A 25958-nucleotide genomic window follows, 5' to 3' on the forward strand; every position below is an offset into this window, starting at 1 on the left:
ATTCGTCACGGCAACATCGATATGAACGAGATCGAGCAGCTTACCGAGCAGGCCCGCGCGATAGATCACCTCAGCGATGCGAACTTGCCACCTTTGCAGTGAGCCGGATCTGACAAGACCAAGCGTTCGTATGATCCAGCGCCATATGCTTCGGACTCCGCCCGCCCACTTTGTCGCACCCCGCGCGCCTTATCGGCGCCACCATCGCCGCCGATGGCAGCGGCCCCCGGCGGCGATGCGCGTTGCGCGGCGCCGGTGGGGCAGCGACAGGAGCAAATATTGGACGACCAGGGCGTGACACTCGAATTGGCGGCCGAGCGCGACTGGCCGGAGTTCGGCCGGCAGTTGCAGGAGGCGTTCGCCGTTGCGGTCATCGAAGAGTTCGGCGCTCTGTCGGACGGGCCGATCCCGTCGGACGACGACGTGCGGCGTTCGCTCGCGGCGCCGGGCGCGGTGGTGTATCACGTCGTCGCGGGCGGCACGCGGGTCGGCGGCGCGGTGGTGACGATCGATCCCGTCACGCAGTACAATTCGCTCGACTTCTTCTTCATCGCGGTCGGCGCGCATGGCCGCGGCCTTGGGCTCGCGGCATGGCGGGCGATCGAGCGGCGCTATCCGCAGACCCGCGTCTGGCAGACCCACACGCCGTATTTCGAGCGGCGCAACATCCACTTCTACGTCAACAAATGCGGCTTCAAGATCGCCGAATACTACAGCGACCGTCATCCGGACCCGCACCGGCCGGACGGCGACGGCGGCCCACCGCATGGCGGTCCGCCCCATGGCGGCTTCTTCAAATTCGAGAAGCTGGCGATACCCGGGTGAACGGAGCGAGAGCGGCGGTCTGTGGTGTCACTGAAACGCCGTCCTGGATCTCGCCGCACTGATGCGGCACCTTGCTGCTTCCCCGCATGTCGGGCCACAAGGACGCCACCGATGACCGACACCACCGTTGCCGACGGCCCTCGCCCGCTCGGCGAGATCGCCAGCTATCATGCGCATATCTATTACGACCCGGCGGCGACGCGGGCGGTGGCGGAGCGGTTGGTGCGGTGGATCGGCGAGCGGTTTGCGGTGCAGGTCGGGCGCTGGCACGACGTCGGGGTCGGGCCGCATGACGGCGCGATGATCCAGATCGCGTTCGCCAAGGAGGTATTCGCGAGCCTGGTGCCGTGGCTGATGCTCAATCACGGCGGCCTGAGCATTCTGGTGCATCCCAACACGACCAATCCGAAGCGGGATCATGTCGCCGATCCGTTCTGGATCGGCCGCGCGCTGGCGATCCATGACGACAAGCTGCCGGCCGAAACGACGGCCGAGGCCGCGCCGACGGTGAATACGACGCCGCATCTGGCGCCGTAGTCGCGTGGCCCGGGTGAGCGGAGCGATACCCGGGAGGATGTGCTCCACAACATCCGTCATGGCCGGGCTCGTCCCGGCCATCCACGGCTTTTCCGCATTTCAGTCCGCAAGGTGTGGATGACCGGCACAAGGCCGGGCATGACGACCATTGTGGACGGCGTAGCGGGGCGAGCGCACCGATACCCGAGCTCCAGGTGCGCCCCACACGCCTCTTGACAACATTCCTATTAGGCTTATAATCCGCATCGTCCTGTCCGTGAGGGGCGCTTCGCGAGGCGTCGTCAAGCGGGACAGATCGACGGGCCGGGGAAACCGGTCCGGCACGATGTCCGACGTCGCCGGATTGTCGGCGACATCGGATGGACGCGGCGTCCTGCGCGTTGCGGTTCGCACCCGCGCGTCCGGGAGGCCGAGGGTCACCGTCCGCCGCTACTACGAGCGGCCGCCGCTTTAGAGGCTGGACGGGTACGGTCGAGGCCGGGGAAAGCCCGCAAGCTCGCCGTGTCCCGGAAGAACGGTCCTTCGGCCAAAAGAGCGCCGCTGGTGGGCGCGCCGTGAGGCGTCGCGCGATGGTTCGCAGCCATCGCGATCAGCACCACCCTTTGCGCCAATCGGCGCGCCCCCGCCCCTCGCCGCGAAGCGACGGGCGCAGACCTCGGGCTCGATCGAGCCGCGAGAGCGATCCGCCGTGGCCGCCGGCGATTGGCTCATTTGATGTGGGCCGCCTTGCAGCCCAGCTGAGCAAATTTGGTCGCTTAGGAACCCGCACCGAAACCAACGGTTGTGCCCGGCTTCTTCTTTCCATCAGTCCGACACAGAAAGTCCGACATGTATCACCACGTGAAGAAACTGATGTTCACCGTTCGGGTCGACGAGCCCGACGTCCGCTTCGGCAACATGCTCCTCGAGCAGTTCGGCGGCGCCAATGGCGAACTCGCGGCCGCGATGCAGTATTCGATTCAGGGACTGAACTGCGAAGACCCGGATCGCAAGGACCTGCTGATGGATATCGGCACCGAGGAGCTCAGCCATCTCGAAGTGGTCGGCTGTCTGGCGCGGATGCATCTGAAGCCGTCGAAGTTCGACCGCCAGGCCGCCGAAGCCGATCCGTTGATCGCGATCGCCGGCGGCGGCGGCGTCAATCTGTTCAACTCGCAGGGCAATCCCTGGACCGCGGACTATCTGAAGATCACCGGCGAGCTCGACGTCGATCTGCGCAGCAACATCGCGGCCGAAGCGCGCGCCAAAATCGTCTACGAGCGGCTGATCAATTTCTGCGACGATTCCGGCACCAAGGACGCGCTGCAGTTTCTGATGACGCGCGAAATCACCCACATGAAGGCGTTCGCCGCGGCGCTCGAGAGCATGAAGAAGCCGGCGTTCTCGATCGGCGCGATCGCGCCGACGCCGGGGCTGGTCGATCAGTACTTCAACGACTCCACCGGCGCCGGCGACGAAGGCGAGATCGACACGCGCGGCCCATGGAACGAGGGCGGCGATTGGGAGTACGTCTCGTCGCCTGCCCTGCAGCAAGCGGCCGGCGACGACGCCGCGACGCCGATCATCGCCGAAAGCGCGCCGCCGCCCGGCGACGAGGAGATGAACGAGCTCTTGGTCGATGAGCTGCGCGACATCCTGCACGCCGAGAAGCAGGTGCTGAAAGCCCTGCCGAAGATGATCAAGGCGGCGCGGTTCGACCGCTTGCGCGAATTGTTCGAGCTGCATCTGCAGGAGACCGAACAGCAGGTCGAACGCCTCACCGAAAGCCTGTCGCTGCTCGGCGCGCCGGCGCGCGCCAAGCCGTGCAAAGGCATGATGGGCCTGGTCGAGGAAGGTCAGGAGGTGATGGCCGAGGGCGAATCCAAATCCGATGCCGCCGCCGATCTCGGCCTGATCGGCGCCGCGCAGCGCGTCGAGCATTACGAGATCTCCGCCTACACCACGGCGAAGAACCTCGCGCAGCAGCTGCGCCACTCCGCGATCGTGGCGCTGCTCACCACCTCGCTGGCCGAAGAGCAGAACGCCGACCAGCTGCTCAACCAGGTCGCCCGCACGCTGATGTCGGTCGCCAAGATGCCGGCGGCGATCGAGCAGAGCGAGCTCGACGAAGACGCTTGAGGCCGAGCAAAGCCGGCGCCGCGCGCGCCGGCTTTGTGATGTGAGCCGTAGCCGGTAGCCCGCGTGAGCGCAGCGATACGCGGGGCTCTGAGGCGCGAGACATTCCCGCATGTCGCTTCGCTGATGCGGGCCACCCTTCTGCCTTCCTCACCGAAGCAAGCCAGCTCATCAATTCGTTCGAATTGTTCGAGCGCCACCGAGGATATCGTAAGCTCCGGCTTGTAAGCTCTCGTTCAACAGCACAGCTATCAAATGATAGATGCATGGTTGCAGCGAGGGAGTGATCGATTTGACGGACGCCGCGAAAACCTTCTCCAGCTGCAGTCTCGCTCTGGCGCTGGCTTGTCTGGCCCAGCCCGCCCTCGCCCAGCGCTACGAAGCCCACGAAGGCGGCACTTACCTGCGCTATTTCAACGACAGCGAGACCGGCGAGCCGCGCGGCGCGCCGCCGACGCTGCTGATGAGTTTCGGCGGAGAGCCGGTGCGTGCGGTGATGGACACTGGCTCGACCGGCATCGTGGTCGCGGCCTCGAGCATTCCCAATATCGACAGCCTGCGCCAGATCGGCCCCGGCACGCTGACCTATTCGAGCTCCGGCCGGATCATGCGCGGCCGCTGGGTCGAAACACGGGTCACCATCGGCGGCAGCAACGACCAGAGCATCACCACCCGGCCGATCGCGGTGCTCGCGGTGGAGCGGATCGACTGCGTCCCGCATCCGCGCAATTGCGAGCCGAGCGACGCGCCCCGCCATGTCGCCATGCTGGGCATCGGCTTCGCGCGCGAGGGCGATCACCAGAGCCAGAGCACGCCGGACAAGAACCCGTTCCTCAATCTGCCCGGGATGGGCACCTCGTCGGAGCCGGGCCGCCTGACGCGCGGCTATGTGGTGACGCGCGCGGGCGTCCATGTCGGTCTGACCGCCGCCAACACCCGCGGCACCTATCACTTCGTGCAGTTGCAGCGCGCGGCCGACGGCAGCGATTGGGGGCCGCTGCCGGCGTGTATCAAGGTCGACGACGCCGCCCCCGCCTGCGGCACCGCGCTGATCGATACGGGCGTCTCGGTGATGTATCTGACGCTGCCGCCGGACCGCGAGACAGGCCGCATCCAGGATGGCGAACGCGGCAAGACGCTGGCGCCCGGCACGCGGCTATCGATCACGTTCGGCGACGCTGCGGCGGATCATGTGCCCGGCTACGGCTTCGCCGCCGGCGACACTACGAACGCCGCCGCGCCCGAGCGCATCGTGCTGGTCGGCGGCGCCAACCGCCCGACCTTCGTCAACACCAGCGTCCACGCCCTCAACGCCTTCGACTACCTGTTCGACGCCGACGCCGGCGTGATTGGCTTCCGGAGGCTCGATCGCTGACGGCCGAACCTCGGGTGGGCAAAGGCACGCAGCGTCGTGTCCATGTCGCGCGGCCTTTGGACACGGAGCGCGTGGGCACGCTTCGCTTTGCCCACCCTGCGGCACGGGTGTCGCTGCCGCGTTGCTCTCGTCCCTTCCCCATGCAATCCTGCCGGGCATGTTCGCAACCCTCGGCACCTCGTCATGACAACCGCGCTCGTGTTCGGCGCCACCGGCTTCATCGGCGCGCAGCTGCTGCGCGGGCTACTGAACAGCGCTGACTATACACGCGTGATCGCCGTGGTGCGCCGGCCGCTGGCATTGAGCGATCCCAAGCTGACCGTGCTGATCGGCGATCTCGATCGCCTGCCTGCGCTAGCCCCGCAGCTGGTAGCCGATGACGCCTTCATCGCGATCGGCACCACGCGAAAGCAGACGCCGGATGAAGCCGCTTACTACCGGATTGACCACGACTATCCGGTCGAGGCCGCGCGCGTCGCACGGCAGAACGGCGCGCGTGCGGTGTTCCTGGTGTCTTCGGTCGGCGCCGATGCCAAGGCGCGCTCGTTCTATCTTCGCACCAAGGGCGAGACCGAGCGCGACGTGCTGGCGCTTGGCTTTCCGCACACCGCCATCTTCCGCCCATCAATGATCATGGGAGAACGCGCCGAGCACCGACCACTGGAGCGGCTATTCATCGTCTTGGCGCGCATCCTGAACCCGCTCCTGCTGGGTGCAGCCGATCGCTTTCGCGGCATCGACGGCGGCGACGTCGCACGCTCGATGATCGCTGCGGCGCGCAGCGATGCGACGGGCGCGCAGATCCATCATTGGCGCGAGATGATGGCGCTGCTTCGCCGCTGACGCGCGATCGGCGCGCTAAGCCTGCTTCAACCGCTTCTTGTAGGCGTCCGGGTCCATGTCTCGGATATCGACACTGAGGCTGGTGATGTCGGGGCAATGCTCCACCATGGACTGGCGCAGCGCGATGCTGAGCGCGACCTTCTGCTCGGTCGTGCGGCCTGCCAGCATGAAGACGGCGAGATGCACGAAGCTGTCGCGCTTGCCCGCGACCAGATAGTCGTCGAAGCTGCGGGCGCGCACCTTGATGTCGGCGGCGTTCATCACCCCGGTCGCCGCGGCCGTGGCGGCGAGCTGCTCGATCAGCCGCCCGACCCGGTCGCGGCCGAGATGATCGGCCGAATAGTCCATCACGAGATGCGGCATTGCCTCTGCTCCGTTCGCTTGTGTCGCCGGTCTTCTTTGGCGTTCACGCGGCCGCGGTCAAGGCCGGGGCGCGACTGGTCTGCTCGCCATGTTGCTGCCACCTCCGGCAATATAACCCGGCCGCAGGCGCCGCTGCGGGAGCAGCGCCATCAGCAAGGCGATCGCTCCGTTCATGCATCAGCTTATTTGTGTCGGCGTCCTCCTCACCCTGTCGTTTCTGCTCAACGCACCGCTCGCCGCTCGAATGGCGAGCGACGGCAATTGGGGCGAAGGACTCGGGATCCTGATCGGCCCGCTCGTGTTTTTCTATCTGGTCCACGTGCCGCTGTATTACGCAGTCCGATTGGTGCGCGGCGCGGCGCTTGCCAGTTTCACGGGGTCGAAGCTGAACTACATCGCGGCCGTGGTTGGTCTCGCCGGCATTCTCGGCACGCTCGCACAGCGCGTGCCGCACGCTGGTTAGCGCGTCCACGGGCCCTGCAAAGCCCGGATCTAACACTGCCACCTCCGGCATGTTGAAAGCGTGCAAACGGTGGCCCCCATTGCGCTGCGTCGCATCCGGGCGGCGCGCCAAGATTGACCGAAATCTCCGCCGCGGCGTTACACTGCCGTATGACGGATCCCAGCTTCATCCTCACAGCAGAGTTCGACCCTGACAGCTTTGCCTGGCTCGATGGGCTGCGGCGGGAACACTTTCCGCTGGAGCGCAACTGGCTGCCGGCGCATCTGACGCTGTTTCACACGTTAACGCCCGCCCAGGCGCAGCGAGTCCGCACGCTCTCGCGACCGGCCGAGCCGCTCGTATTGAGCTTCGTCGGGGTCCGCTTCCTCGGCCGCGGCGTGGCCATCGCAGTCGAAGCGCCGGGCCTCGCGCGGCTGCGTGCGGAGATCGTCACGGCGCTCGGCGGCGCAGTGACGCGGCAGGACGCGCAACGCTGGCAGCCGCACGTCACTATCCAGAACAAGGTCGCACCGGACACCGCACGTGCCCTCCACGAGGCGATGGCCGCCGACTTCACCCCGCGCCACGGCGCCGCGACCGGTCTGCTGCTGTGGAACTATCTTGGAGGCCCGTGGCGGCTCGACGCTAGGCTGCCGTTTGCTACGGAGACGTCCTAGTCCGAGTACCGCGACTCCGTGCCGGCGCAGCGGTGGTGCGCATCTAAGCCGCCAGCTCGTGGATCTCCGCCCGCATCCCGCCGCCCGCGATCTCCAGCTTCGCCAGCGTAATCGGCAACTTGAAACGCCGCCTGCCAGCGCTGCCGGGATTGACGAACAGCACGCCGTTTCTGGTCTCGATTTTCGGCACGTGGGAATGGCCGCTGATGACGACATCGATGTTGTCGGCCGCGGGATCGAGCGACAGCGACTTGAGGTCGTGCAGCACGTAGAGCGTCCGGCCCGCGATATGCAGCCGCTCGGTCTCGGCAAACGCATTCGCCCAGACGGCGCGATCAATATTGCCGCGGATGGCCGTCACCGGCGCCATTTGGCGCAGCGCGTAGATGATGGCGGGATCGCCGATATCGCCGGCATGCACGATGGCATCGACACCGGCAAGCCGGCGCACCGCCTCGGGCCGCAGCAGACCGTGCGTATCAGAGATGAGACCGATCAGAGTCATGGCAGGACAGCTTGTAGCGCGTCCGCACGTGCCGCGCGAGGGCACTGCGAAGGGCAAGGAATAGATCGCTTCACGTCGATTTTTCTGCGGCTTTTGTGGCCGCCGGCGAGGCGCCGCACACTCAGTCCCGGTGTTCCCATCCTTCGCAGCTCGCCCTGCGGGTGAGCACGTCAGGACAACGGCGCTAAGAGAGTTGCCCCGATTTTTCAGTTCTCCACTTCATCCGCAGCACATGCGGATTTCTCGTATCTGCCCCGTCTTCCTTAGAGGTGCTCCGGCTTGATCGCGCGTCGTCTCCCCGTTAGTTCAAGAGCTGGAGATGGCATGGGGGCGTCGATGATCAAGGATGCCAATCATCAGCGGGATCTGCGAAATCCGGTCACGACCCTGCGCAGAGAATACCCGGACAAGCACGCGCTTCCGATGCATTCCCACGCGCACGGGCAACTGATCTTTGCCACCACCGGCGTGATGGAGATTACTGCGAACGACAAGCTGTGGCTCGTGCCGCCGCAACGGGCCGTATGGATGCCGCCGGGCGTCGAACACCGCATGCGGGCCCGCGGCACGGTCGCGCTGCACACGCTCTACATTCGTCCGGACACTTGCCCGGCCCGCTTTGCCGACGAGCCTCTCTCGGTGCCGGTCTCGGGCCTTCTCCGCGAATTGATCCTGCGGGTCACCACGCGCCCGGAGCATTGCGACATCCACGGCCACGGCACCCACATGGTGCCGCTCCTGCTGGACGAACTGCGCGCGACGTCCGAGGCGCCATTGCACATGCCCGACATTGTCGACTGGCGACTGGCCCGCATCTGCGAGGCGATCCTGGCCGATACCAGCAACGACCTCAGCCTGGAGGAATGGAGCCGCGTCGTCGGAGCATCGACCCGCACGCTGGCGCGCCTGTTCCGATCGGAATTGGGTGTGTCATTCCGCACCTGGCGGCAGCAGGCGCGTGTTCTGGCGGCCGTCCCCCGGCTTGCCGCCGGAGAGCCCGTAATCGTCGTGGCCGCCGACCTCGGCTACGAAACACCGGGCGCATTCACGGCGATGTTCAGCCGCCTGACCGGACGCAATCCGAGCCGGTACTTTCGAAGATAGCCGATCGGCAGTGTCAGCCCCGGGACCCGAGCAAGCGCTCGCAGGTAACTCATTGCCTTACATCTGCGCAGGCGCTCGGATTGTCCGGTTCAGCGCAGAAGTTGTCTGATCGCAAGAAGAAATGCCGGCGCGCAGCCAATAGCCTAGGGCCAACACCAATGCGGGAGTTTGGCTGTGGACAAGTTGATCATAACGGCTGCCGTCAACGGCGGGATCACCGACCGCGACAAGAATCCGAACATCCCCTACACGCCGGAGGAAATCGCCAACGCTGTCTACGACTGCTGGAACGCCGGCGCGTCGATCGCGCACATCCATGCCCGCGGTCGCGATGGCGCGCCGAGCTACGATGAAGCGGTGTTCGAGGAGATCGTGGCGCGCATCCGCGCCAGGTGCAACATCCTGATCAATCTCAGCACCTCGGGCCTCAACCTGCCGCCAGGCAAGGAAAAACGCCTCGCCTGGAATCACCTCAAGCTGCGGCCGGACATCGCATCATTCAATTGCGGCTCGCTCAATCATGGCAGCAAGCCGTTCATCAATCCGCCGGCGCTGGCCAGAGAATTGGCCAACGACTTGCAGAAGTACGGCGTGAGGCCCGAGGTCGAGGTCTATCACTGCGGCATCATCGGTGAGGCGCTCGCACTAGTGAACAGCGGTCATCTCACCGCGCCGCTGAGCTACAACTTTGCGCTGGGCATTCCCGGCGGTGCGCCGGCGACCTGCAAGAGCCTGCTGCATCTCGTCGAAAGCATCCCACCCGGAAGTCACTGGTCGGCTCTGGCGATCGGGAGAGCCCAGTTGCCGATCAATCTGCACACCATGCTGCTCGGCGGCCATGTCCGTACCGGCTTCGAAGACAACGTCTATTATCGCTACGGCGAACTGGCCAAGAGCAACGCCCAATTGGTCGAACGCATCGTGCGCTACGCGCAGGACGTCGGCCGCCCGGTGGCGTCGTCCGCCGAGGCACGGGCGATGCTGCACATCGCCCCTGCCAGAACCTTCCAGGAGGCCTGAAGTGTCTGCAAGTTTTCCGGCGCTACGCTTGCGTCGGCTCCGCCGAACCGAAACACTCCGCGACCTCGTTCGCGAAACCCGGATTTCGACCGACGACCTGATCCACCCGCTGTTCATCGACGAAGGCCTCGACGAGCCCCGCGCCATTCCAACGATGCCCGGGCTCGTCCGGCTTCCCGAACGACAGCTCGCCGAGCACATCCGCACGCTGGCGCGCGATGGCCTGAAGGCGGTGATGCTGTTCGGGATTTCCCACCACAAAGATGCGGCGGGCAGCGATACATGGAATCCGGACGGCCTGGTCGCCCGTATGGTGCGGACCGCCAGGCAGGCCGCGCCGGAGATGATCGTCATTCCCGACCTGTGCTTCTGTGAGTACACCGACCACGGCCACTGCGGCGTCGTCGAAAACGGAGAGGTCGCCAATGACGCGACGCTGACCAACCTCGGCAAACAGGCCGTGGTGGCGGCCCAGGCCGGGGCCGACATCGTCGCTCCTTCGGGGATGATGGACGGTCAGGTCCAAGCCATCCGCGCCAGCCTCGACGCGGCGGGCTTCTGCAACGTCGCCATCATGGCCTATGCGTCGAAGTTCACCTCCGCGCTCTACGGCCCATTCCGCGCTGCCGCCGATTGCGGCCTGAAAGGCAACCGCGCCGGCTATCAGCTCGACCCATTGAACCGGCGCGGGGCGCTGCTCGAAGCACGGCTGGACGAGGCCGAGGGCGCGGACATCCTGATGGTCAAGCCCGGCCTGCCCTATCTCGACGTGCTGGCAGGCATCCGCGAGACGTCGCTGCTGCCTCTGGCGACCTATCAGGTCGGTGGCGAATACGCGATGATCAAATTCGCCGCGCAGGCCGGCGCGATCGACGAGCGTCAGACGGTGCTGGAAACGCTGGGAGCATTCAAGCGCGCCGGCGCCGACCTCATCGTCAGCTACTTCGCCCACGACGTCGCGCGCTGGCTCGCCAGTCCGGGTGCCTGACCGATACAGTGCGGTCGGAGCCCCTACACCCTTGAGTATAGTTACGCCGCCCCCCCGTTCGCTGCGATGCTGCATCAACATCAATATCGACAGGGGTGCCGATATGTCTTTCTCGCAGCCGAGCGGCCGACCGTCCGACGTCTCCGTCATCGATCCGGCCAGTCGTGAAATCGCGCGCCTGATGGCCGTGCTCGGGCATGACCTGAAGCAACCACTCCAGATCGCGATGCTGTATATCGAACGCGCCCTGCAGGAGGATCTCGCGTCGGCGGCCGCCCAGCGGCTGTCGGTCGCGATGAAAGCACTGGGCCGGCTCGATCTCGAACTCAGCGAGCTGGCCTGCGCATCGCAGTATCGGTCCAGCACCCAGACGCCCGAAGAGGCCGTCGATCTGGAACAGGTCCTCGACAAAGTCGACGGCGACTGGACCGAATACGCCCGCGCCACTGGCGTGCAGCTTCTCATCGAGAAACCCGCCATCGCAGTCCGATCCAACGAACCGATGCTGCAGACCATCCTGCGCAACCTCGTCGGCAACGCCGTGAAATTCTCGCCGCGCGGCGCCTGCGTCCGGGTTCGCTGCAGGATCGACGGGCGCAGCGCTGCGATCGATATCACCGACGCCGGCTGCGGCATCCCGGAGGCCGATCTCGGCCGGATCTTCGATGCCTTCCAGCGCTGCGACAGGGCCGGCGAGACCTCCGGCCTCGGGCTCGGCCTCTACATCGTGCGCGAGACCGCCCGCCTCCTTCGCCATCCGGTCACGGTCCGATCGGTCGAGGGCGAAGGCTCGACCTTCACCCTCGTCCTCCCGCGCTGCCTCGATTGAGTGCAGCGAGTCTCGCAGCACGAACTTCCCGCGGCCGCATCGTTCGAAGCTCGCCTTGCGGCGAGCTCCCAGGATGTGCCGATCAATAGCCGAGCGCCAGGCCATCCTTGCGGTGATCGGACGCGCCGAGAAGCACGCCCCGCTCGCGATCGATGCGGATCGCCTGGCAGCCGCCGATGGCTTCCTCGGTCCAGCGCGTCGTGTGCCCACGACGCTGCATCTCGTCGTGGATGTCCTGACCGATCGTGGTCTCCAGCGCCAGAGCGCCGTCGAAGCAGAAACTGCGTGGGCGCTCCGAGGCGTCCTGGATGTCGAGGCCGAGGTCGAGCACGTTCGAGATGAAGTTGGCGTGGCCCGCCGCCTGATAGTGGCCGCCCATCACGCCGAACGGCATCACCGCCTGATCGCCCTGCATCAGCATGCCGGGAATGATCGTGTGCATCGGGCGCTTGCCCGGCGCGAGCGAGTTCGGATGCCCCGGCTTGGCGCGGAAGCTCCAGCCGCGGTTGTGCAGCAGCACGCCGGAGTTCGGCGCATAGATGCCGCTGCCGAACGGATAGAAGATCGAATTGATCAGCGACACCGCGTTGAGATCGCGATCGACGACGGTCACATAGACCGTGTCGCGATGTTCGGTGTCGAACCACGGCTGCGCCTCACCGGCGCGCTCCATCGTGATCGCCTGCCGGATCTTGCCGATCACCGAGTCAGACAAGAAGCGCGCGGGCTCCAGCGGGCTAATCGCCGGATCGCAGAAATATGCATCGCGAGTCGCATAAGCGGCCTTGGTCGCCTCAGCGAGCAGATGAATTCGGTCGGCCTCGCTCAGCTTGCCGACGTCGAAGCCTTCGAGCACCCGCAGGATCATCAGCGCGGCCAGCCCCTGCCCGTTCGGCGGACATTCCATCACAGTGTAGCCGCGATAATTCGCCGAGATCGGCGTCACGTGCTCGCAGCGATGCGCGGCGAAATCCTCGACGGTGTGCGTGCCGCCGAGCTTGCGCAGCACCGCGACCATCTCCTCGGCAACCTCGCCCTCGTAGAAGCCGGCGCGGCCTTCCCGTGCGATCTTGCGGAGCGTCGCACCGAGCCGCGGCTGCGACCGCACATCGCCGATCTCCGGCACCTTGCCTCCCGGCAGAAACTGCTCGGCCGCATTCGGATCGATCTCGAGCCGCGCGCGAAACCGGCGCCAGTCCGAGGCCACGCGCGGCGTGACGCAGAAGCCCTGCTCCGCGGCCTCGATCGCCGGCGCCAGCACATCTTCCAGCGACAGGCTGCCGTGACGCTCGATCAACGTGCACCAGGCATCGATCGCTCCCGGGATGGTGACGGCCTCGGGTGATGTCGGCGGAATGTCGCGCGCGTCGCCGGCCGCATACTTCTCCGCGTCGGTGCCGACGGGCGTACGGCCGGAGCCGTTCAGCGCGATCGGGCGGCCGCCGCCCAACGCGACCATCGCAAAACAATCTCCGCCGATCCCGGTCATCTGCGGCTCGACCACGCCCTGCAGCGCGACCGCGGCGATCGCGGCGTCGATCGCATTACCGCCCCGGCGCAGGATATCGACCGCCGCCAGCGTCGCGCGCGGATGCGACGTCGCCGCCATGCCGTTCTGCGACACCGCGAGCGAACGGCCGGTCTTGTGAAAATCGCGCATTCTTCGTTCCTTGTTGGATTCAGTTCGCCGCTGATAGCGCCGGAAGCAGTGCGCGGCAAATCGGGCCATGCCAATCCTGCAGGGCAGACGCCGGAGCTATGGCAATCAATGCCACCGCCGCAACTGCACCGAGTATCAGGCCCGCGCCGATCGCCATCGGCGTCCGCAAGACGGCGACGGTCGCGTCATGATGGCGACAGCCGCGATCTGCTGCGCAGCCAGCGCCACGCAGCAAGAGCTGCGAGGCGCCGAACAGCAGCGCGATCAGACAGCACATTGAGGATCAGCCGGCGTGGCAGCAGGAGCCGCCGCCGGTCGCCTCACCATGCAGCACGCTGCGCGCATTGCGTTCCGGTGCGATGTCGCTGGCCGCGTTGGCGGCGAAGAAGCCGACCGGCTTCAACGTGAAGCCGGCATACTCGACCGGCATCACCGGAAAGTCTTCCGGCTTGCAGATGTGCGTGTGGCCGAAGCTGTGCCACACCACGATGTCTGCATTCTCGATCGGCCGGTCCTGCTTGACGTAGCGCGGCAGGCCGTCGCCGCCGGCGTGGACGTTCGGATAGTCGCCGCTGGCGTACTTCTCGGCGGGATCGAAGGCGGTGACCCAGACGTGCTTGGTGGCGAAGCCGCCGCGCTTGCGGACGTAGCTCTCCTCCTGCGCCAGCATCAGCGGGCTCGGAGTCACCACAAGCTTGTAGGACGGCGCGTTGCCTACCGAGTTCTTCACATTCGGGTTGCTGATCTTCCAGAACCGGCCAGTCTCGCCGTTGGCGATCGCCGTGCCTTCGCTCTCCCTGGTCATCACCCGCGTGGTGGTGTCGAACACGTTGCCATAGGGATTGTCGGGGCCGAACGGCTTCGGCACAAATTCGTGCTCGGTGACGGTGTTGCCGCCGCCATCGAGGTCCATATGCATCCGCACGTTGAAGAAATGCTGGTGGGTCGGGCCGCCGAGATTGTCGTCGACCATTCCGCCCCATTTGTAACGCTCCCCCGGCTGCACCGCCGTGGTCTGGATGATGCCGGTGAGCTTGGCCTCGAGCTGAATGGTGCCGTCCTGATACAGGTACCAATAGAACCCGTAGTCATAATTGCCCACCGTTGCGAAGAAACTGATCACCAAACGCCGCGAGCGCCGGACTTCAAACAGGCCGTTGCGGAATTCGTAGTGCTTCCAGAGAATGCCGTAATCTTCCTCGTGCATGCAGATCGCGTTCTTCATCACGAAGGGCGTACCCTTGTCGTCGGCCGCCGGCACGTCGAAATAATGGATGTGGCCGAGGCAGTCGCAGCCGAGTTCGAGCGCATTGGCGAGCATGCCAAGGCCGTACTCGCCAGCGTCGAATGCGGACTTCCAGAAATGATTGGGATTGGGATCGGCGTACGGCACCACCATCTCGGTGACGCTGGCGCGGTGGATCATCGCCCGCTTCCGCTCGCCGTCCTGATAGCCGAGCTGGTGCAGCACGAGCCCTTCGCGCGGCGTGAAGCCGACGCGAAAATTCCATTTCTGCCATTCGACGTTCCAGCCATCGACCTTGAAGCTGGCGCCTTCGGGCTGCTCGATATGCAGCGGCTTGATGTCAGTGCGCGGGTTGGTGATCTCGTGCGCGCCGTAGTTCCGCTTCTTGCGCGGGATCGGCACGATCGGATCCTCATCCAGCAGATCGACCACCTTGCCGGCGATCAGGTCGACCACCGCGACGACGCCCTCGATCGGATGCGCATACGCATTGTCCTGTGGGTGCTCGCGGAAAAAGCTGGTGGCGCGGACGATGCGGGCGCCGCGCTCGAACTCCTTGTCGAAGAAGCCGGAGGAAAACGGATCGACCTGCACGAGCTCGATTTCCGCATCGCTCAGGCCACGGCGCCTCATGGCGGCAAGCCAGCCGGGATCGGCCTTCACCACCGCTTCGGTCTTGTAGAACTCCTCGATCATCACCGGCGGTTGGCCGTAAGGGGGCGTGCTGGTCGGTACCACCCTGCGTGACAGGATGGTCGACGACGCGATATCGACGATATGCTCCGCCGCCTCGCCGTTCGAGATGTCCAGCGTCAGCACGAAAGCGCGGCGCGGCAGTGCGGCGCCGGCTTCGTAGTCGCGCAGTTCGGCTTTCAGCGGTTCTTCCAGCCGCACGGTCGGAAAACGGCAATGCGCCGGCCACGGCGCGGCGGCACGGACGACATCGCAGGCGGCTGCGATCTCGGCCTCGTTGAGCGGATCCAGCGGATGAGGCACGGATGCCTTCGCCGCGGGCTCGGGCTGTCGCTCGGTAGCTTCAGACATCATCTGGGACATGGTCGGCTCCATCCTGATCCGGTCGTGTTACATTCAGACTGTGGCAAGCGCACGGAACCGTTCCTGGCCGGGAGCGGCCGCGAACAATGCGCGCGTGTAGTCGTGCTGCGGGTGATGCATGATCTCGGCGGTCGGACCGGTCTCGACGATCTCACCATGACGCATCACCATGATGCGATCGCACAGTTCCGCCGCGACGCGCAGGTCGTGGGTGATGAACAGCATCGCCAATCCGAGCCGCGCGCGCAGATCCGCGAACAGCTTCAGCACCTGCGCCTGCACGGTGACGTCGAGCGCCGACACCGACTCGTCGGCGATCAGGATCTGCGGCTCGCTGACCAGCGCCCGCGCGATGCAGATGCGCTGACGCTGTCCGCCAGAGAATTCATGCGGCAGCCGGTCGAAGATATCGGCGTCCATGCCGACGAGCTCGAGCAGCGACCTCACCTTGTCGCGCGCGACTTCGGCCGGCACACCGAAATTGACGGCGCCCTCGATCAGCGAGCGGCCGACCGGCAGCCGCGGATTGAGCGAGCGATACGGGTCCTGGAATACGACCTGGATGTAGCGGCGCTGTAGCCGCAACTCTTCCTGCCCGGCCTTCGAGATGTCGCGGCCCATCAGCAGGATCTGCCCGGACGTCGGCGTCGCCAGCCGCGCCACGCAGCGCGCCAGCGTCGATTTGCCCGAACCGGATTCGCCGACGACGCCGAGGATCTCCCCCTGGTTCAGGGTGAAGCTCGCGCCTTTCAGCGCATGCGTGGTCGTTGTGGCGCCGAACAGCGAGCGCCGGCCATACACCATCTGCACGTCGCGGGCATCGAGCACAGGGGCTGCGGCTTCGGGCGGCGCGTTCGTCGATGCGCGGCCCTTCGGCACGGAGTCGATCAGCAACCGCGTGTAAGCTTTCTCCGGTGACTGCAGCACCTTGGCGGCCGGGCCACTCTCGACCACCTCGCCGCGCTGCATCACCACGACCTGATCGGCGATGTCCGCAACCACGCCGAAATCGTGAGTGATGAACAGCACGCCGATGTTACGACGCTCCACCAGCGACTTGATCAGGCCGAGGATCTGCTTCTGCGTGGTAACGTCGAGCGCCGTCGTCGGCTCGTCGGCGATCAGCAGCGACGGCGACAGCAGCAACGCCATCGCGATCATGACGCGCTGACGCTGTCCGCCCGAGAGCTGATGCGGATAGGCGTTCATCACCCGCTTGGGATCGCGCACCAGCATGTCGTCGAGCGTCGCCAGGATCAGCGCGTCCAGCGCGCTGCGCGACATCGGCGTCTCACCGTGAAATTCGATCACCTCGGCGAGCTGCGCGCGGATCGTCATCACCGGGTTGAGCGCGGTCATCGGCTCCTGGAAGATCATCGCCATCCGGCTGCCACGCAGCTTCCGCAGGCGCTCCGGATCGGCCCCGAGCAACTCCTCGCCGAGCAGCCGGATCGATCCCGCCCGCGCTGTCAGCGCATCCGGCAACAGCCCCATCACGCTGAACGACGTCACCGATTTGCCCGAGCCGGACTCGCCGACGATGCAGGCGATCTCGCCGGCGCCGATTGTCAGATCGAGGCCGCGCACGATCGGATCGCCCGACGGATCGTCACGACGGCCGACGACAAGTCCTTTGATCGTGAGAACCGGCTCGGTCATTTCAGGCGCCCTACCGACTTGGCCAAGCGCGGATCGAGCAGATCGCGTAGACCGTCTCCGATCCGGTTGATGGCGAACACCGTGAGTACGATGCAAAGCCCCGGCAACAGCATCAGCATCGGCTTGACCTGAAACACCAGGCGCGCATTCGCCATCATGTTGCCCCAGCTCGGAATCTCATCGGGCATGCCGATGCCGAGAAACGACAGCGACGCTTCGATCAGGATCGCCGAGGATGCGATGTAGGTCGCTTGCGCGATCAGCGGTGCCAGCACGTTTGGCACCATGTGCCGTGCGATCAAGGTCGGCGTCCGCGTGCCCATGCTGACCGCCGCCTCGATGTAAGGCTCCTCGCGGACGGTCAGCACCACGCTGCGCACCAGACGCGCCACCCGCGGAATTTCAGGGATGGCGATCGCGATGCAGATCGTCACCAGATCCGCCCCGAGCGCGCCAATCATCGCCACCGCGAAAAGGATCGCTGGAATGGCCATGACGCCGTCCATCGCGCGCATCAGCAGCCCGTCAACCCAGCGCACAGCCCCCGAGACCAGCCCCAGCAGCGCGCCGAACACCACCGCAAGCAGAGCCACCACGCCGCCGACCAGCAGTGACACGCGACTGCCGTAGATCAGCCGGCTGTAAACGTCGCGGCCGAGATGGTCGGTGCCGAGCCATGCAGCGGCGCTCGGCGGCTTCAGCCGCAAGCGTGGCTGCACGGCGGCCGGATCGACCACGCCGAGCGCGCTGGCGAAGATCGCGATCAGGATCAGCGCGCCGAGCACGATCGAGCCGAACAGCACCGCCTTGCTGCGGAAGATGCGCGGCAGCGATCGCGTTCGCTTGGGCGCGGCGTCGGGCGATGCGGCAACCATCACGCTCATGACAGCGAAATCCTCGGGTCGAAGGCAGCGTAGCTGAGGTCGATCACCAGATTGATGAGCACGTAGACGCCGCCGAACACGATGATGACGGCCTGGATCACTGGGTAATCGCGGGCCATCACCGAATCCACGGTGAGCCGGCCGAGACCGGGCAGATTGAAGATACTCTCGGTGATGACCACGCCGCCGATCAGCAGCGCGACGCCGATGCCGATGATCGAGACGATCGGCACCGCCGCGTTGCGCAGCGCGTGCCGAAAGATCACCGTCCGCTCGGGAAGCCCCTTGGCCCGCGCGGTGCGCACGTAATCGTCGGACATCACCTCGAGCAGGCTGGTCCGAGACACCCGCGCGATCAGCGCCACATAGACGAAACTCAGCGTCAGCACCGGCAGCGTCAGATGCCACAGGAAGCGGCCGATCCCGCCCGCCAACGGCGCGTAGCCCTGGACCGGAAACAGGCCTGCCTGCATCGACAGGAGATAGATCCACACATAGCCGACAGCGAAGGTCGGGACCGCGAAGCCCGCGGTAGTCATCACCGAGGTGAGCTGATCGACGATCCCGCCACGGCGCCAGGCCGCATAGACCCCGAGCGGCACGCCGATCACCACCGACACCAGCATGGTCAGCAGCGACACCGCGATCGTCGGCGCGGTGTGCTGACCGATCAGCCGCAGCACCGGCGTGCCCGACACGATCGAGGTGCCGAGATCGCCGTGCAACACCCGCCAGCCCCAATGCAGGAACTGCATGATCAGCGGTTGATCGAGGCCGAGCCGCGCCCGGATCGCGGCGATCGCTTCCGGTGTCGCGTTGTCACCTGCGAGTTGCGCAACCGGATCGCCCGAACTGATGCGCAGCAGCACGAAGGCGATCAGCGCGACCGCGATCAGCACCGGCACGGTCGCGGCGATACGCCGCCCGATGAGCAGCAGGACCTGCACGTCACACCTTCTCGACGTTCCAGAACAACGGCGCCGGAGCCGCGACGATGCCGCTGAGTGCCTTGGAATGGCACACTGGCTGCTTGATCAGGCCGCCCGGAATGTGAGTCACGACCTCGTAAGCGCGTGCCTGGATCGCGTCGGCGACCGACTTTTGCGCGTCGGCACTCGGTTCCATCGCAAACTTCGCACGCAGCGCCTCGACCTCGGCGTCCTCCGGCCAGCCGGGAATGCCGCTCGCCTTGCCGCGAGTATCGATCAGCGTGTTGGTGAGCGGATTCATTAGGTCCGAGGTTGTCGTCACGTAGTGATAGATCGACCAGCCGCCCTGGGCTGCCGCCTCGGTCTTGGCGCGCCGCGCCAGGATCGATCCCCAATCCATCGTCAGAACCTGGACGTTCATGCCGAGCGCGCGCAACTTCTGCGCCGTCACGGTCGACGAGCCGTAGAGCATCGGCGAGTCGGTGCCCTGCATCATCACCACCGGCGCGCCGTTGTAGCCGCCCTTCTTGAGCAGATCCTTGGCCCGCGCGAGATCGGGCTTACCGTTCCAGCCGGTCTCCGAGGCGAACGGGGTATTCGGCCCGAACATCGCGGCGCTCGGCTGGTAGTAATCGGGATTGCCGACCTGGGCTTCCAGCCAGTCGACCTGATCGCTGGCATACATCAGCGCCTGCCGGATTTCCGGGCGGTTGAACGGCTCGGTCAGCCAATTCATCCGCACCACCGACATGAAGCCGAGCGGATTGTAGTCGGCCACCACGAGCTTCTTGTCCTGAGCCAGCTGCGGCAGCAGATCGTGCGGCGGCGCCTCGAGGAAATCGATCTCGCCGTTCGACAGCGCGTTGGCGGCGGTCTGCATGTCCGGCATGCTGATCCACTCGTAGCGGTCGATCTTCACGACCTTGCCGCCGGCGAGCCCATCCGGCGCTTCGGCGCGCGGCACGTAGTTCGGATTGCGTTCGTAAGCGGCGCGGCTTCCGGGCTGGAACTCGGACGGCAGGAAGCGGAACGGCCCCGAACCGATGAACTCGGTGACCGGCTGCTCCGGTGGCTGCTGCGCGAGCCGCGCCGGCATGATGAACGGAAAGATGCTCGCCGGCTTCGCCAGCGTCTGCAGCACCTGACCATAAGGCGATTTCAGCACGATCTGGAAAGTGCGCTGATCGACCGGCTTGAACTCGGCCACATAGCCCATCATCCGACCGCCCATCGTGTCGCGCTTGCCCCAGCGCTGCAGCGACGGAATGACGTCGGCCGAGGTCACCGGCGCGCCGTCGTGAAACGCCAGGTCGGGGCGCAGCACGAAGGTGTAGGTCAGGCCGTCGGAAGACACTTCGTGGCTATCGACCATCTGCGGACGGATCTGAAACTTCGAATCCATCGCGAACAGCGTGTCGTAGATGTTGAGGCCGTGATTACGCCCGGTCCACGCGGTGTTGATCACCGGATCGGTCGCGCGCAGCGGCGCGTGCATCACGGCGCGGATGGTCTTGGACGAAGCACCGCGCGCGATGTTCGGCAGCATGCCAGCCGCGAGCGACGCGGCCCCGGCTTTCAGGATCGTGCGGCGATTCAAGGTCGTCAGCATGGAGGGCTCCTGGTGAAGATCGGTCGATTAGGACGCGGCGACATGCGCGGCGATCGCGCGGTAAGCGGCGAGCCAGCGATGGTCGAGCGGGATGTCCATCGCCTTCGGCTGGGTCGCGAGCTTGACGATGACGGTGTCGGTCTGGACGTCGACGTAGATCCACTGGCCGTGGATGCCGATCGCGGCGAGATCGCCGCGCGCCGGGTCGATCGTGTACCACTTGCTGCGGTAGCGGCCCCCGGGGAATATCTCGGCGAGGTCGCCGTCGGCCCAGGCCTGGGAGTCTCCGTTGGCGTGGATGTCGTCGATCCACCAGCCGGGCACGACCTGACGGCCTCCGACATTGCCGCGGCAGCGGATCATCTCGCCGAACCGCGCCAGATCGCGCGCGGTGGCGGAGATGCCACCGGCGCTACGTGAGGCACCGAGCGCGTCGAGCGTCATCGACGCATCCTCAGCGGCGCCCATCGGCTGCCACAGGTATTCAGACAGTATCTTCGAGTAGGACGCGCCGCAGGCACGCTCATAAAGCCAGCCTAGCGCGTCGGTGTTCGGCGACACGTAGTGAAATACTTTGCCGTGCGGCTTGCCGCTGGCACGCATCTTCGCGAGCATGCTGCGCTGATCGGTGACCTCGACGCCCGGCGGCGGCAGGTCCCAGCCCGACGCATAACGATAGCGCGCGACGTCGCCGGCGGGATCCTCGTAGTCCTCTTCGAAGGCGATGCCGACCGTCATGTCGAGCAGATGGCGCACCGTGCAGCCACCATCATAAGCGGAGCCTTTCAGCTCTGGCAGATAGCTCACGACCAGCGCATCCGGATCGATCAGCCCGCGCTCGACGAGGATGCCGCCGAGTGCGCCGGTGATCGACTTGGTGACCGAGCAGATCAGATGCGGCGTCGTCGCGGTCATGCCGTCGCCGTACCACTCGTGCACGAGCGTGCCGCGGTGCATCACCAGCAATGCATCAGCGAACGTGTCCTGCAGCGTCGCGGCGACAGATGTTGGAGTGCCATCGGGAGCCACGAAGCCGAGGCTTGCCAGTTCGCGCGGCGCCATCGGCAACGGTGACGGCTGCTCGGCACGGCGGATGGCCGCGGTCGGCAGAATCTCCCGCGCGTGGGTGAAGCCCCACCGGATGGCTGGGAAAGTTCTCCAATTGGCGCGGGTTACCTGCGCCTGCGGGGCAGCTGGACTGCCGCGCATGAGTTGGCTCGGTCGCATCGTTGACTCCCGGCGCCGCGTTTTCTGATACCGTTCAGAGACGGCTGCAGCGCGCGAGAGGTATCTGAGCCCACCGGGAAAGCGGGTGTTATCGAAAATCGGCAAATCTCGTGGGAGACACGAAGCAGCGGTCCAAGCTTGGCGTGAAGTTTGCTTTGAGAGCGACAGATGCAAAGCACCGAAGCTCTGACACATCCCGTCTCGGCCGCCGAGACCTCGGCCGGCCTGTCGTGCAACACCGAACAACACCCGTTTGCGCGGGTTCTGCAGGCCAGCAGCGCCGATGTGGACGAGCACTGCGCCAGTCTCGGCGCCTGGCGACTTGCTTATGATCAGATCAGCGCCGGCGCATTTCGCGGCAGCTTCGCCCTGCTGTCGCTGCCGAGCGTTGAAGTTTTTCGCGAGAATACCAGCCGGCAAGTTCGGCAGTACGGTCAGCTCGGGGTCGACCGGTTTGGAATCGGCCTGCCCTGGCACACGAATGGCGAGGTCAGTTTTAACGGCGTGAGTATCACGCCGGCCCGCGTGATCGCCTGTTTCGACGCCGAGGTCGACATGTGCACGCCGGAGCAGTTCGAGTTTCGCGGCATCGTCACCAGCGCCAAGCTGGTCGAGGGACTCGCCGATACGCTCGGCATCACCCTGCCCCACGATGCCTGGCATCAGATACGCGCGGTCGAGATGGAATCTGCCGCACTGCAGCGGCTACGGGACTTGCTCACGGCCGTTTGCGACACCATTGCGGCCTCTCCAGCAGCGTTCGACGAACCGGCCGTCTCCCAGGCACTCGAGGACGCCATCCTGATCGAGATCACCGACATGCTGCCGACCGCGCGGACCTGTGACGAGGTGCGCAGCGCTGCGGCACGCAAGCGCACCGTCGACCGCGCTTGCGAACTGATGCTCACCACCGGCGACGAAGCGGTGTCGATCCTCGATGTCTGCAAACATGTCGGCGTCAGCCGGCGAAAGCTCAACTACTGCTTTCAGCATGTGCTCGGGACCACGCCGGTCAACTACGCGCGTGCGGTTCGGCTCAACCGCGTGCGGCGCGATCTCAAGCACTGCCGCGATCCGCAGACCGGCGTCTATGACGTCGCGGCGACGCACGGCTTCTGGCACTTCAGCCAGTTCTCGCTCGACTACAAGCGGCACTTCTGCGAACTGCCGTCGGAAACTCTGCGGCGCGCCCGCGCCGCGTAGAGCCGTTCCTAGTGGCGGCGCTTGGACTTCGCCTTCGGCTGCGCGACGGGCTCCTGCCCCCGATCGATCGAGGTCAGCCGGCCGGCCGTGAAGGTGTAGATGCCGGCGCGGGGTCCCTTCGAATAGGTCAGCACCGCGACGCGGTCGCCCCGCGGATTGGTCGAGAGGCTGACATTGTCCGGGGTGCCGATACCGCGGGCGACGTCGCACTCGGTGTGATTGAGCGCCACCGTACCGCTACGGGCGGCGGCTGCGTCGGCTTCGGCGCCGGGCTGCGGCATGCCCGGGCATGCTCCATCGGCGCTGATCAGATCCTCCGGCGTCACCGGCTTGTCCGGCGTCAGCGGCGGCGTTTCGATCGAGATGTTCTTGATGAACACGCGGCCGGGCCGCGAGAACCACTCGGCGTCACGCGAGAAATAGTCCGACGCGTTTGAACAGCCCGCGAGCAGCGGCGCCGCCAGCACCAGCGAGAGCATCACTGGGCGGCAGGAAAGCTTGTGTTGCACGATTGATTTGATCCCATCCCGCTGCATCAGCATTCGTCCAAACATCGCTTTACGGCACCACCGTGACCGGCACCTCGCAGCGCCCGGAAAGCACCAGCCTATCGTTAACGACCCCGCTGCCCTATTGGCGCCGCTGCCACCGCCCCTCGGCATCGGCCTGCCAATAGGTCACATCGAAGCCGCGAGCCTTGCACTGCTTCCAGGCATCCCGCGCCATCGCGACGGCATCGTCGTCATCGCCGTCGAACAGCAGCACCATGCGGTCGTAGCTCTCGGCATCGGCCGGCAGCGCGGCATTGTCGAGCAGAAACCGTACCGCCGCGGCGTTCGGGTTGCTGTCCTCAGCGGTCAGAACGATCGGCTGCTGCGCCGCATCGGCGACACGCCAGGTCGCATGGGGAAGAAACGAATCGTCCCGATACGTCCACAGATGCGCGTCGAGCGTGTCGGCGCGCTCCTCCGAGCCCGCCTGCACGACGACGCGCCATCCGCGCGCCAGCGACTTTTCGAGCAATGGCGGCAGCACCTGCTCGATCGTCCGTCCCTGCAGATGATAGAACAGCACCTCGGTCATCGCATCCGGACTACTTCTTGGCTTCGTAGTACTCCGCCACGAGCGTGTTCAGCAGCCGCACGCCGTATCCCGAGCCCCAGCTCCGGTTGATGTCGGTCTTCGGCGCACCCATCGCGGTTCCGGCGATATCGAGATGCGCCCAGGGCGTTCCGTCCACGAAACGCTGCAGGAACTGCGCCGCAGTGATCGAACCGCCGTTGCGCGAGCCGGTGTTCTTCATGTCGGCGAACTGGGAATCGATCTGCTTGTCGTATTCCGGGCCGAGCGGCATCCGCCACACCTTCTCGCCGGTCGAGAGGCCGACCTCGGTCAGCCGCTGCGCCAGTTCGTCGTTGTTGGAGAACAGGCCGGCGTGGTCGGTGCCGAGCGCCACCATGATGGCGCCGGTCAGCGTCGCGAGATCGACCATGAATTTCGGCTTGTGCTTCTGCGCGACGTACCAGAGCACATCGGCGAGCACGAGCCGGCCTTCCGCGTCGGTGTTGATGATCTCGATGGTCTGCCCGGACATCGAGGTCACGATGTCGCCCGGCCGCTGCGCGTTGCCGTCCGGCATGTTCTCGACCAGGCCGATCGCGCCGATCACGTTGACCTTCGCCTTGCGGGCCGCGAGCGCATGCATCAGGCCGACCACACAGGCCGCGCCGCCCATATCGCCCTTCATGTCTTCCATGCTGGCCGACGGCTTGATCGAGATGCCGCCGGTGTCGAAGCAGACGCCCTTGCCGACGAAGGCGATCGGCTGCTCGCCCTTCTTGCCGCCGTTCCACCGCATGATCACGGTGCGGCCGTCATGCTCCGAGCCCTGCGACACGCCGAGCAGCGCGCCCATCTTCAGCCGGGTCATCGCCGCGACGTCGAGGATCTGCACTTCGACGCCGAGCTTCTTGAGCTGAGCGGCGCGCTTGGCGAACTCGTCCGGATACAAGACGTTCGGCGGCTCGTTGACCAGTTCGCGGGCGAGGATGACACCATCGACCACGTGGCTCTCGGGGGTAAAGGCCTTCTTAGCCGCGGCAACGTCCGCAACCGCGATCGACACGGTGGTGTCGACCGGGCCCTGCTCGTCATCCTTCTTCTTGGTCTTGTAGCGGTCGAACTTGTAGGCGCGCAGGCGGATGCCCGAAGCGATCGCGGCGGCCTGCTCCGGCGCCATTGCGGCCGCCGGCAGTTCGGCGATTACCGAAACGGCGGTGTCCCCGCCGCCGATCTTGCCGGCAATCGTGCCGCCCAGCTTGAGAACGTCGAAGTCCTTCAGATCGGTCGCCTTGCCGGCGCCGACCACGATCAGCCGGCCGACCTTCAGCCCTTCCGGAGCCAGGATATCCAGGGCCGAGCCCGACTTGCCCTTGAACTGGCTCGCCGCCGCAGCCCGCTTCACCGTGGCGGCCGCGATGCCCAGCGCTTTGCTGGTCGCCGATCCGAACTTCAACGCGTCGTCGCAGAACACGACCAGCGTGCCGCGGACGGCAGCAGAAAACGGGACGAAGCCGACCTTGACGGCGTCGGACATGAGCATTCCTCCAAAAAAGGCGAGCAGGCCGTGATGGATACGGCAGGCGCTGGTGCGATTTGTTGTTTTGGAGCCCCACGCCTCCAAGTCAAGCCGACATCTTCATCAGCTTCGTGTGTCTGCGAATAACAATCCGGCGATTCTCCTCTCGAACCGCCGGCGTCGACCAGGACCGGCAAGCCCCGCCAACACCTCAATCCGGTGCAATGACACCGCATCAGGCGCCAAAACCGTGGCCTCGGGGGTACAGTCGGGCAAGATTAACC

General features: G+C 65.7%; 24 protein-coding genes. 12 read left to right on the top strand and 12 right to left on the bottom strand.

Features of this window, described 5'->3' with window-relative positions:
• Positions 1-279: 279 nt before the first annotated feature.
• The 5 genes from ACOJTD_RS13720 (at position 280) to ACOJTD_RS13740 (ending at position 5695) form a co-directional block, all read left to right on the top strand.
• Positions 280-825, top strand: a complete 546-nt coding sequence (locus tag ACOJTD_RS13720; RefSeq protein WP_420133457.1) for a GNAT family N-acetyltransferase — start codon at positions 280-282, stop codon at positions 823-825.
• A 111-nt stretch (positions 826-936) separates the two neighbouring features.
• A complete protein-coding gene (locus ACOJTD_RS13725; RefSeq protein WP_420133458.1) occupies positions 937-1362 on the top strand; it encodes a DOPA 4,5-dioxygenase family protein in 426 nt (141 codons plus the stop codon).
• A gap of 828 nt (positions 1363-2190) precedes the next feature.
• Positions 2191-3480 (top strand): DUF892 family protein, encoded by a 1290-nt coding sequence (locus ACOJTD_RS13730; RefSeq protein WP_420133459.1) that lies wholly within the window; start codon positions 2191-2193, stop codon positions 3478-3480.
• A gap of 289 nt (positions 3481-3769) precedes the next feature.
• Complete coding sequence (locus tag ACOJTD_RS13735) at positions 3770-4852, top strand: hypothetical protein (protein WP_420133460.1); 1083 nt, start codon at positions 3770-3772, stop codon at positions 4850-4852.
• Between the two features lie 183 nt (positions 4853-5035).
• Positions 5036-5695: an oxidoreductase gene (locus tag ACOJTD_RS13740; protein ID WP_420133461.1), complete on the top strand. Its 660-nt coding sequence runs from the start codon at positions 5036-5038 to the stop codon at positions 5693-5695.
• A gap of 15 nt (positions 5696-5710) precedes the next feature.
• Here the strand turns inward: ACOJTD_RS13740 and ACOJTD_RS13745 are convergent, their stop codons facing one another.
• On the bottom strand, positions 5711-6058 hold the full coding sequence (locus tag ACOJTD_RS13745; RefSeq protein WP_420133462.1) for a 5-carboxymethyl-2-hydroxymuconate Delta-isomerase: 348 nt from the start codon (positions 6056-6058) through the stop codon (positions 5711-5713).
• A 172-nt stretch (positions 6059-6230) separates the two neighbouring features.
• Between ACOJTD_RS13745 and ACOJTD_RS13750 the strand changes: the two genes are divergently transcribed.
• The gene (locus ACOJTD_RS13750) at positions 6231-6521 is read left to right on the top strand and encodes a hypothetical protein (protein WP_420133463.1); all 291 of its coding nucleotides are present in this window, start codon (positions 6231-6233) and stop codon (positions 6519-6521) included.
• 113 nt (positions 6522-6634) lie between these two features.
• Positions 6635-7177 carry a 2'-5' RNA ligase family protein gene (locus tag ACOJTD_RS13755; RefSeq protein ID WP_420133464.1) on the top strand — a complete coding sequence of 181 codons (543 nt, stop codon included), beginning with the start codon at positions 6635-6637 and terminating at the stop codon, positions 7175-7177.
• Positions 7178-7220: 43 nt separating this feature from the next.
• On the opposite strand, the gene ACOJTD_RS13760 is transcribed toward ACOJTD_RS13755, so the two are convergent.
• The gene (locus tag ACOJTD_RS13760; protein WP_420133494.1) at positions 7221-7682 is read right to left on the bottom strand and encodes a metallophosphoesterase family protein; all 462 of its coding nucleotides are present in this window, start codon (positions 7680-7682) and stop codon (positions 7221-7223) included.
• A 336-nt stretch (positions 7683-8018) separates the two neighbouring features.
• Between ACOJTD_RS13760 and ACOJTD_RS13765 the strand changes: the two genes are divergently transcribed.
• The 4 genes from ACOJTD_RS13765 to ACOJTD_RS13780 all read left to right on the top strand — a co-directional run bounded on the left by ACOJTD_RS13765 (position 8019) and on the right by ACOJTD_RS13780 (position 11623).
• The gene (locus tag ACOJTD_RS13765) at positions 8019-8786 is read left to right on the top strand and encodes an AraC family transcriptional regulator (protein WP_420133465.1); all 768 of its coding nucleotides are present in this window, start codon (positions 8019-8021) and stop codon (positions 8784-8786) included.
• 174 nt (positions 8787-8960) lie between these two features.
• Positions 8961-9806, top strand: coding sequence for a 3-keto-5-aminohexanoate cleavage protein (locus ACOJTD_RS13770; protein WP_420133466.1), 846 nt, complete (start codon positions 8961-8963; stop codon positions 9804-9806).
• Position 9807: 1 nt separating this feature from the next.
• Complete coding sequence (hemB, locus tag ACOJTD_RS13775; protein WP_420133467.1) at positions 9808-10794, top strand: porphobilinogen synthase; 987 nt, start codon at positions 9808-9810, stop codon at positions 10792-10794.
• On the top strand, positions 10787-11623 hold the full coding sequence (locus ACOJTD_RS13780; RefSeq protein ID WP_420133468.1) for a sensor histidine kinase: 837 nt from the start codon (positions 10787-10789) through the stop codon (positions 11621-11623). Before hemB ends, ACOJTD_RS13780 begins: the two co-directional genes overlap by 8 nt.
• A gap of 82 nt (positions 11624-11705) precedes the next feature.
• Here ACOJTD_RS13780 and ggt read toward each other — a convergent pair whose 3' ends face one another.
• From ggt to ACOJTD_RS13815, 7 genes are all read right to left on the bottom strand, one after another.
• The gene (gene ggt, locus ACOJTD_RS13785) at positions 11706-13283 is read right to left on the bottom strand and encodes a gamma-glutamyltransferase (protein ID WP_420133469.1); all 1578 of its coding nucleotides are present in this window, start codon (positions 13281-13283) and stop codon (positions 11706-11708) included.
• A gap of 283 nt (positions 13284-13566) precedes the next feature.
• On the bottom strand, positions 13567-15576 hold the full coding sequence (locus ACOJTD_RS13790; RefSeq protein ID WP_420133495.1) for a primary-amine oxidase: 2010 nt from the start codon (positions 15574-15576) through the stop codon (positions 13567-13569).
• A gap of 42 nt (positions 15577-15618) precedes the next feature.
• Positions 15619-17244, bottom strand: coding sequence for an ABC transporter ATP-binding protein (locus ACOJTD_RS13795; RefSeq protein WP_420133470.1), 1626 nt, complete (start codon positions 17242-17244; stop codon positions 15619-15621).
• Positions 17241-18128, bottom strand: a complete 888-nt coding sequence (locus ACOJTD_RS13800) for an ABC transporter permease (RefSeq protein WP_420133471.1) — start codon at positions 18126-18128, stop codon at positions 17241-17243. Before ACOJTD_RS13800 ends, ACOJTD_RS13795 begins: the two co-directional genes overlap by 4 nt.
• Entirely contained in the window at positions 18125-19075 is a 951-nt protein-coding gene (locus tag ACOJTD_RS13805) for an ABC transporter permease (RefSeq protein ID WP_420133472.1), read from the bottom strand. The genes ACOJTD_RS13800 and ACOJTD_RS13805 overlap by 4 nt, the downstream gene beginning before the upstream one ends.
• A 1-nt stretch (position 19076) precedes the next feature.
• The gene (locus ACOJTD_RS13810; RefSeq protein ID WP_420133473.1) at positions 19077-20666 is read right to left on the bottom strand and encodes an ABC transporter substrate-binding protein; all 1590 of its coding nucleotides are present in this window, start codon (positions 20664-20666) and stop codon (positions 19077-19079) included.
• 27 nt (positions 20667-20693) lie between these two features.
• Positions 20694-21893, bottom strand: coding sequence for a serine hydrolase domain-containing protein (locus tag ACOJTD_RS13815; protein WP_420133474.1), 1200 nt, complete (start codon positions 21891-21893; stop codon positions 20694-20696).
• A gap of 168 nt (positions 21894-22061) precedes the next feature.
• Between ACOJTD_RS13815 and ACOJTD_RS13820 the strand changes: the two genes are divergently transcribed.
• Positions 22062-23096 (top strand): helix-turn-helix domain-containing protein, encoded by a 1035-nt coding sequence (locus ACOJTD_RS13820; protein WP_420133475.1) that lies wholly within the window; start codon positions 22062-22064, stop codon positions 23094-23096.
• A gap of 8 nt (positions 23097-23104) precedes the next feature.
• On the opposite strand, the gene ACOJTD_RS13825 is transcribed toward ACOJTD_RS13820, so the two are convergent.
• From ACOJTD_RS13825 to ACOJTD_RS13835, 3 genes are all read right to left on the bottom strand, one after another.
• Complete coding sequence (locus tag ACOJTD_RS13825; RefSeq protein WP_420133476.1) at positions 23105-23605, bottom strand: hypothetical protein; 501 nt, start codon at positions 23603-23605, stop codon at positions 23105-23107.
• Positions 23606-23726: 121 nt separating this feature from the next.
• Positions 23727-24179, bottom strand: coding sequence for a DNA polymerase III subunit chi (locus ACOJTD_RS13830; protein ID WP_420133477.1), 453 nt, complete (start codon positions 24177-24179; stop codon positions 23727-23729).
• A 10-nt stretch (positions 24180-24189) separates the two neighbouring features.
• On the bottom strand, positions 24190-25692 hold the full coding sequence (locus ACOJTD_RS13835) for a leucyl aminopeptidase (protein WP_420133478.1): 1503 nt from the start codon (positions 25690-25692) through the stop codon (positions 24190-24192).
• Positions 25693-25958 lie beyond the last annotated feature (266 nt).

This window comes from Rhodopseudomonas sp. (genome assembly GCF_048594845.1).
Classification (GTDB): Bacteria; Pseudomonadota; Alphaproteobacteria; order Rhizobiales; family Xanthobacteraceae; genus Rhodopseudomonas.

Excerpts from the sequence above, each read along its gene's own strand:
- ACOJTD_RS13725 (WP_420133458.1), top strand. The coding sequence starts at position 937 with ATGACCGACACCACCGTTGCCGACGGCCCTCGCCCGCTCGGCGAGATC.
- ACOJTD_RS13730 (WP_420133459.1), top strand. The coding sequence starts at position 2,191 with ATGTATCACCACGTGAAGAAACTGATGTTCACCGTTCGGGTCGACGAG.
- ACOJTD_RS13740 (WP_420133461.1), top strand. The coding sequence starts at position 5,036 with ATGACAACCGCGCTCGTGTTCGGCGCCACCGGCTTCATCGGCGCGCAG.
- ACOJTD_RS13745 (WP_420133462.1), bottom strand. The coding sequence starts at position 6,058 with ATGCCGCATCTCGTGATGGACTATTCGGCCGATCATCTCGGCCGCGAC.
- ACOJTD_RS13750 (WP_420133463.1), top strand. The coding sequence starts at position 6,231 with ATGCATCAGCTTATTTGTGTCGGCGTCCTCCTCACCCTGTCGTTTCTG.
- ACOJTD_RS13760 (WP_420133494.1), bottom strand. The coding sequence starts at position 7,682 with ATGACTCTGATCGGTCTCATCTCTGATACGCACGGTCTGCTGCGGCCC.
- ACOJTD_RS13765 (WP_420133465.1), top strand. The coding sequence starts at position 8,019 with ATGATCAAGGATGCCAATCATCAGCGGGATCTGCGAAATCCGGTCACG.
- ggt (WP_420133469.1), bottom strand. The coding sequence starts at position 13,283 with ATGCGCGATTTTCACAAGACCGGCCGTTCGCTCGCGGTGTCGCAGAAC.
- ACOJTD_RS13790 (WP_420133495.1), bottom strand. The coding sequence starts at position 15,576 with ATGATGTCTGAAGCTACCGAGCGACAGCCCGAGCCCGCGGCGAAGGCA.
- ACOJTD_RS13795 (WP_420133470.1), bottom strand. The coding sequence starts at position 17,244 with ATGACCGAGCCGGTTCTCACGATCAAAGGACTTGTCGTCGGCCGTCGT.
- ACOJTD_RS13800 (WP_420133471.1), bottom strand. The coding sequence starts at position 18,128 with ATGAGCGTGATGGTTGCCGCATCGCCCGACGCCGCGCCCAAGCGAACG.
- ACOJTD_RS13810 (WP_420133473.1), bottom strand. The coding sequence starts at position 20,666 with ATGCTGACGACCTTGAATCGCCGCACGATCCTGAAAGCCGGGGCCGCG.
- ACOJTD_RS13815 (WP_420133474.1), bottom strand. The coding sequence starts at position 21,893 with ATGCGACCGAGCCAACTCATGCGCGGCAGTCCAGCTGCCCCGCAGGCG.
- ACOJTD_RS13820 (WP_420133475.1), top strand. The coding sequence starts at position 22,062 with ATGCAAAGCACCGAAGCTCTGACACATCCCGTCTCGGCCGCCGAGACC.
- ACOJTD_RS13830 (WP_420133477.1), bottom strand. The coding sequence starts at position 24,179 with ATGACCGAGGTGCTGTTCTATCATCTGCAGGGACGGACGATCGAGCAG.
- ACOJTD_RS13835 (WP_420133478.1), bottom strand. The coding sequence starts at position 25,692 with ATGTCCGACGCCGTCAAGGTCGGCTTCGTCCCGTTTTCTGCTGCCGTC.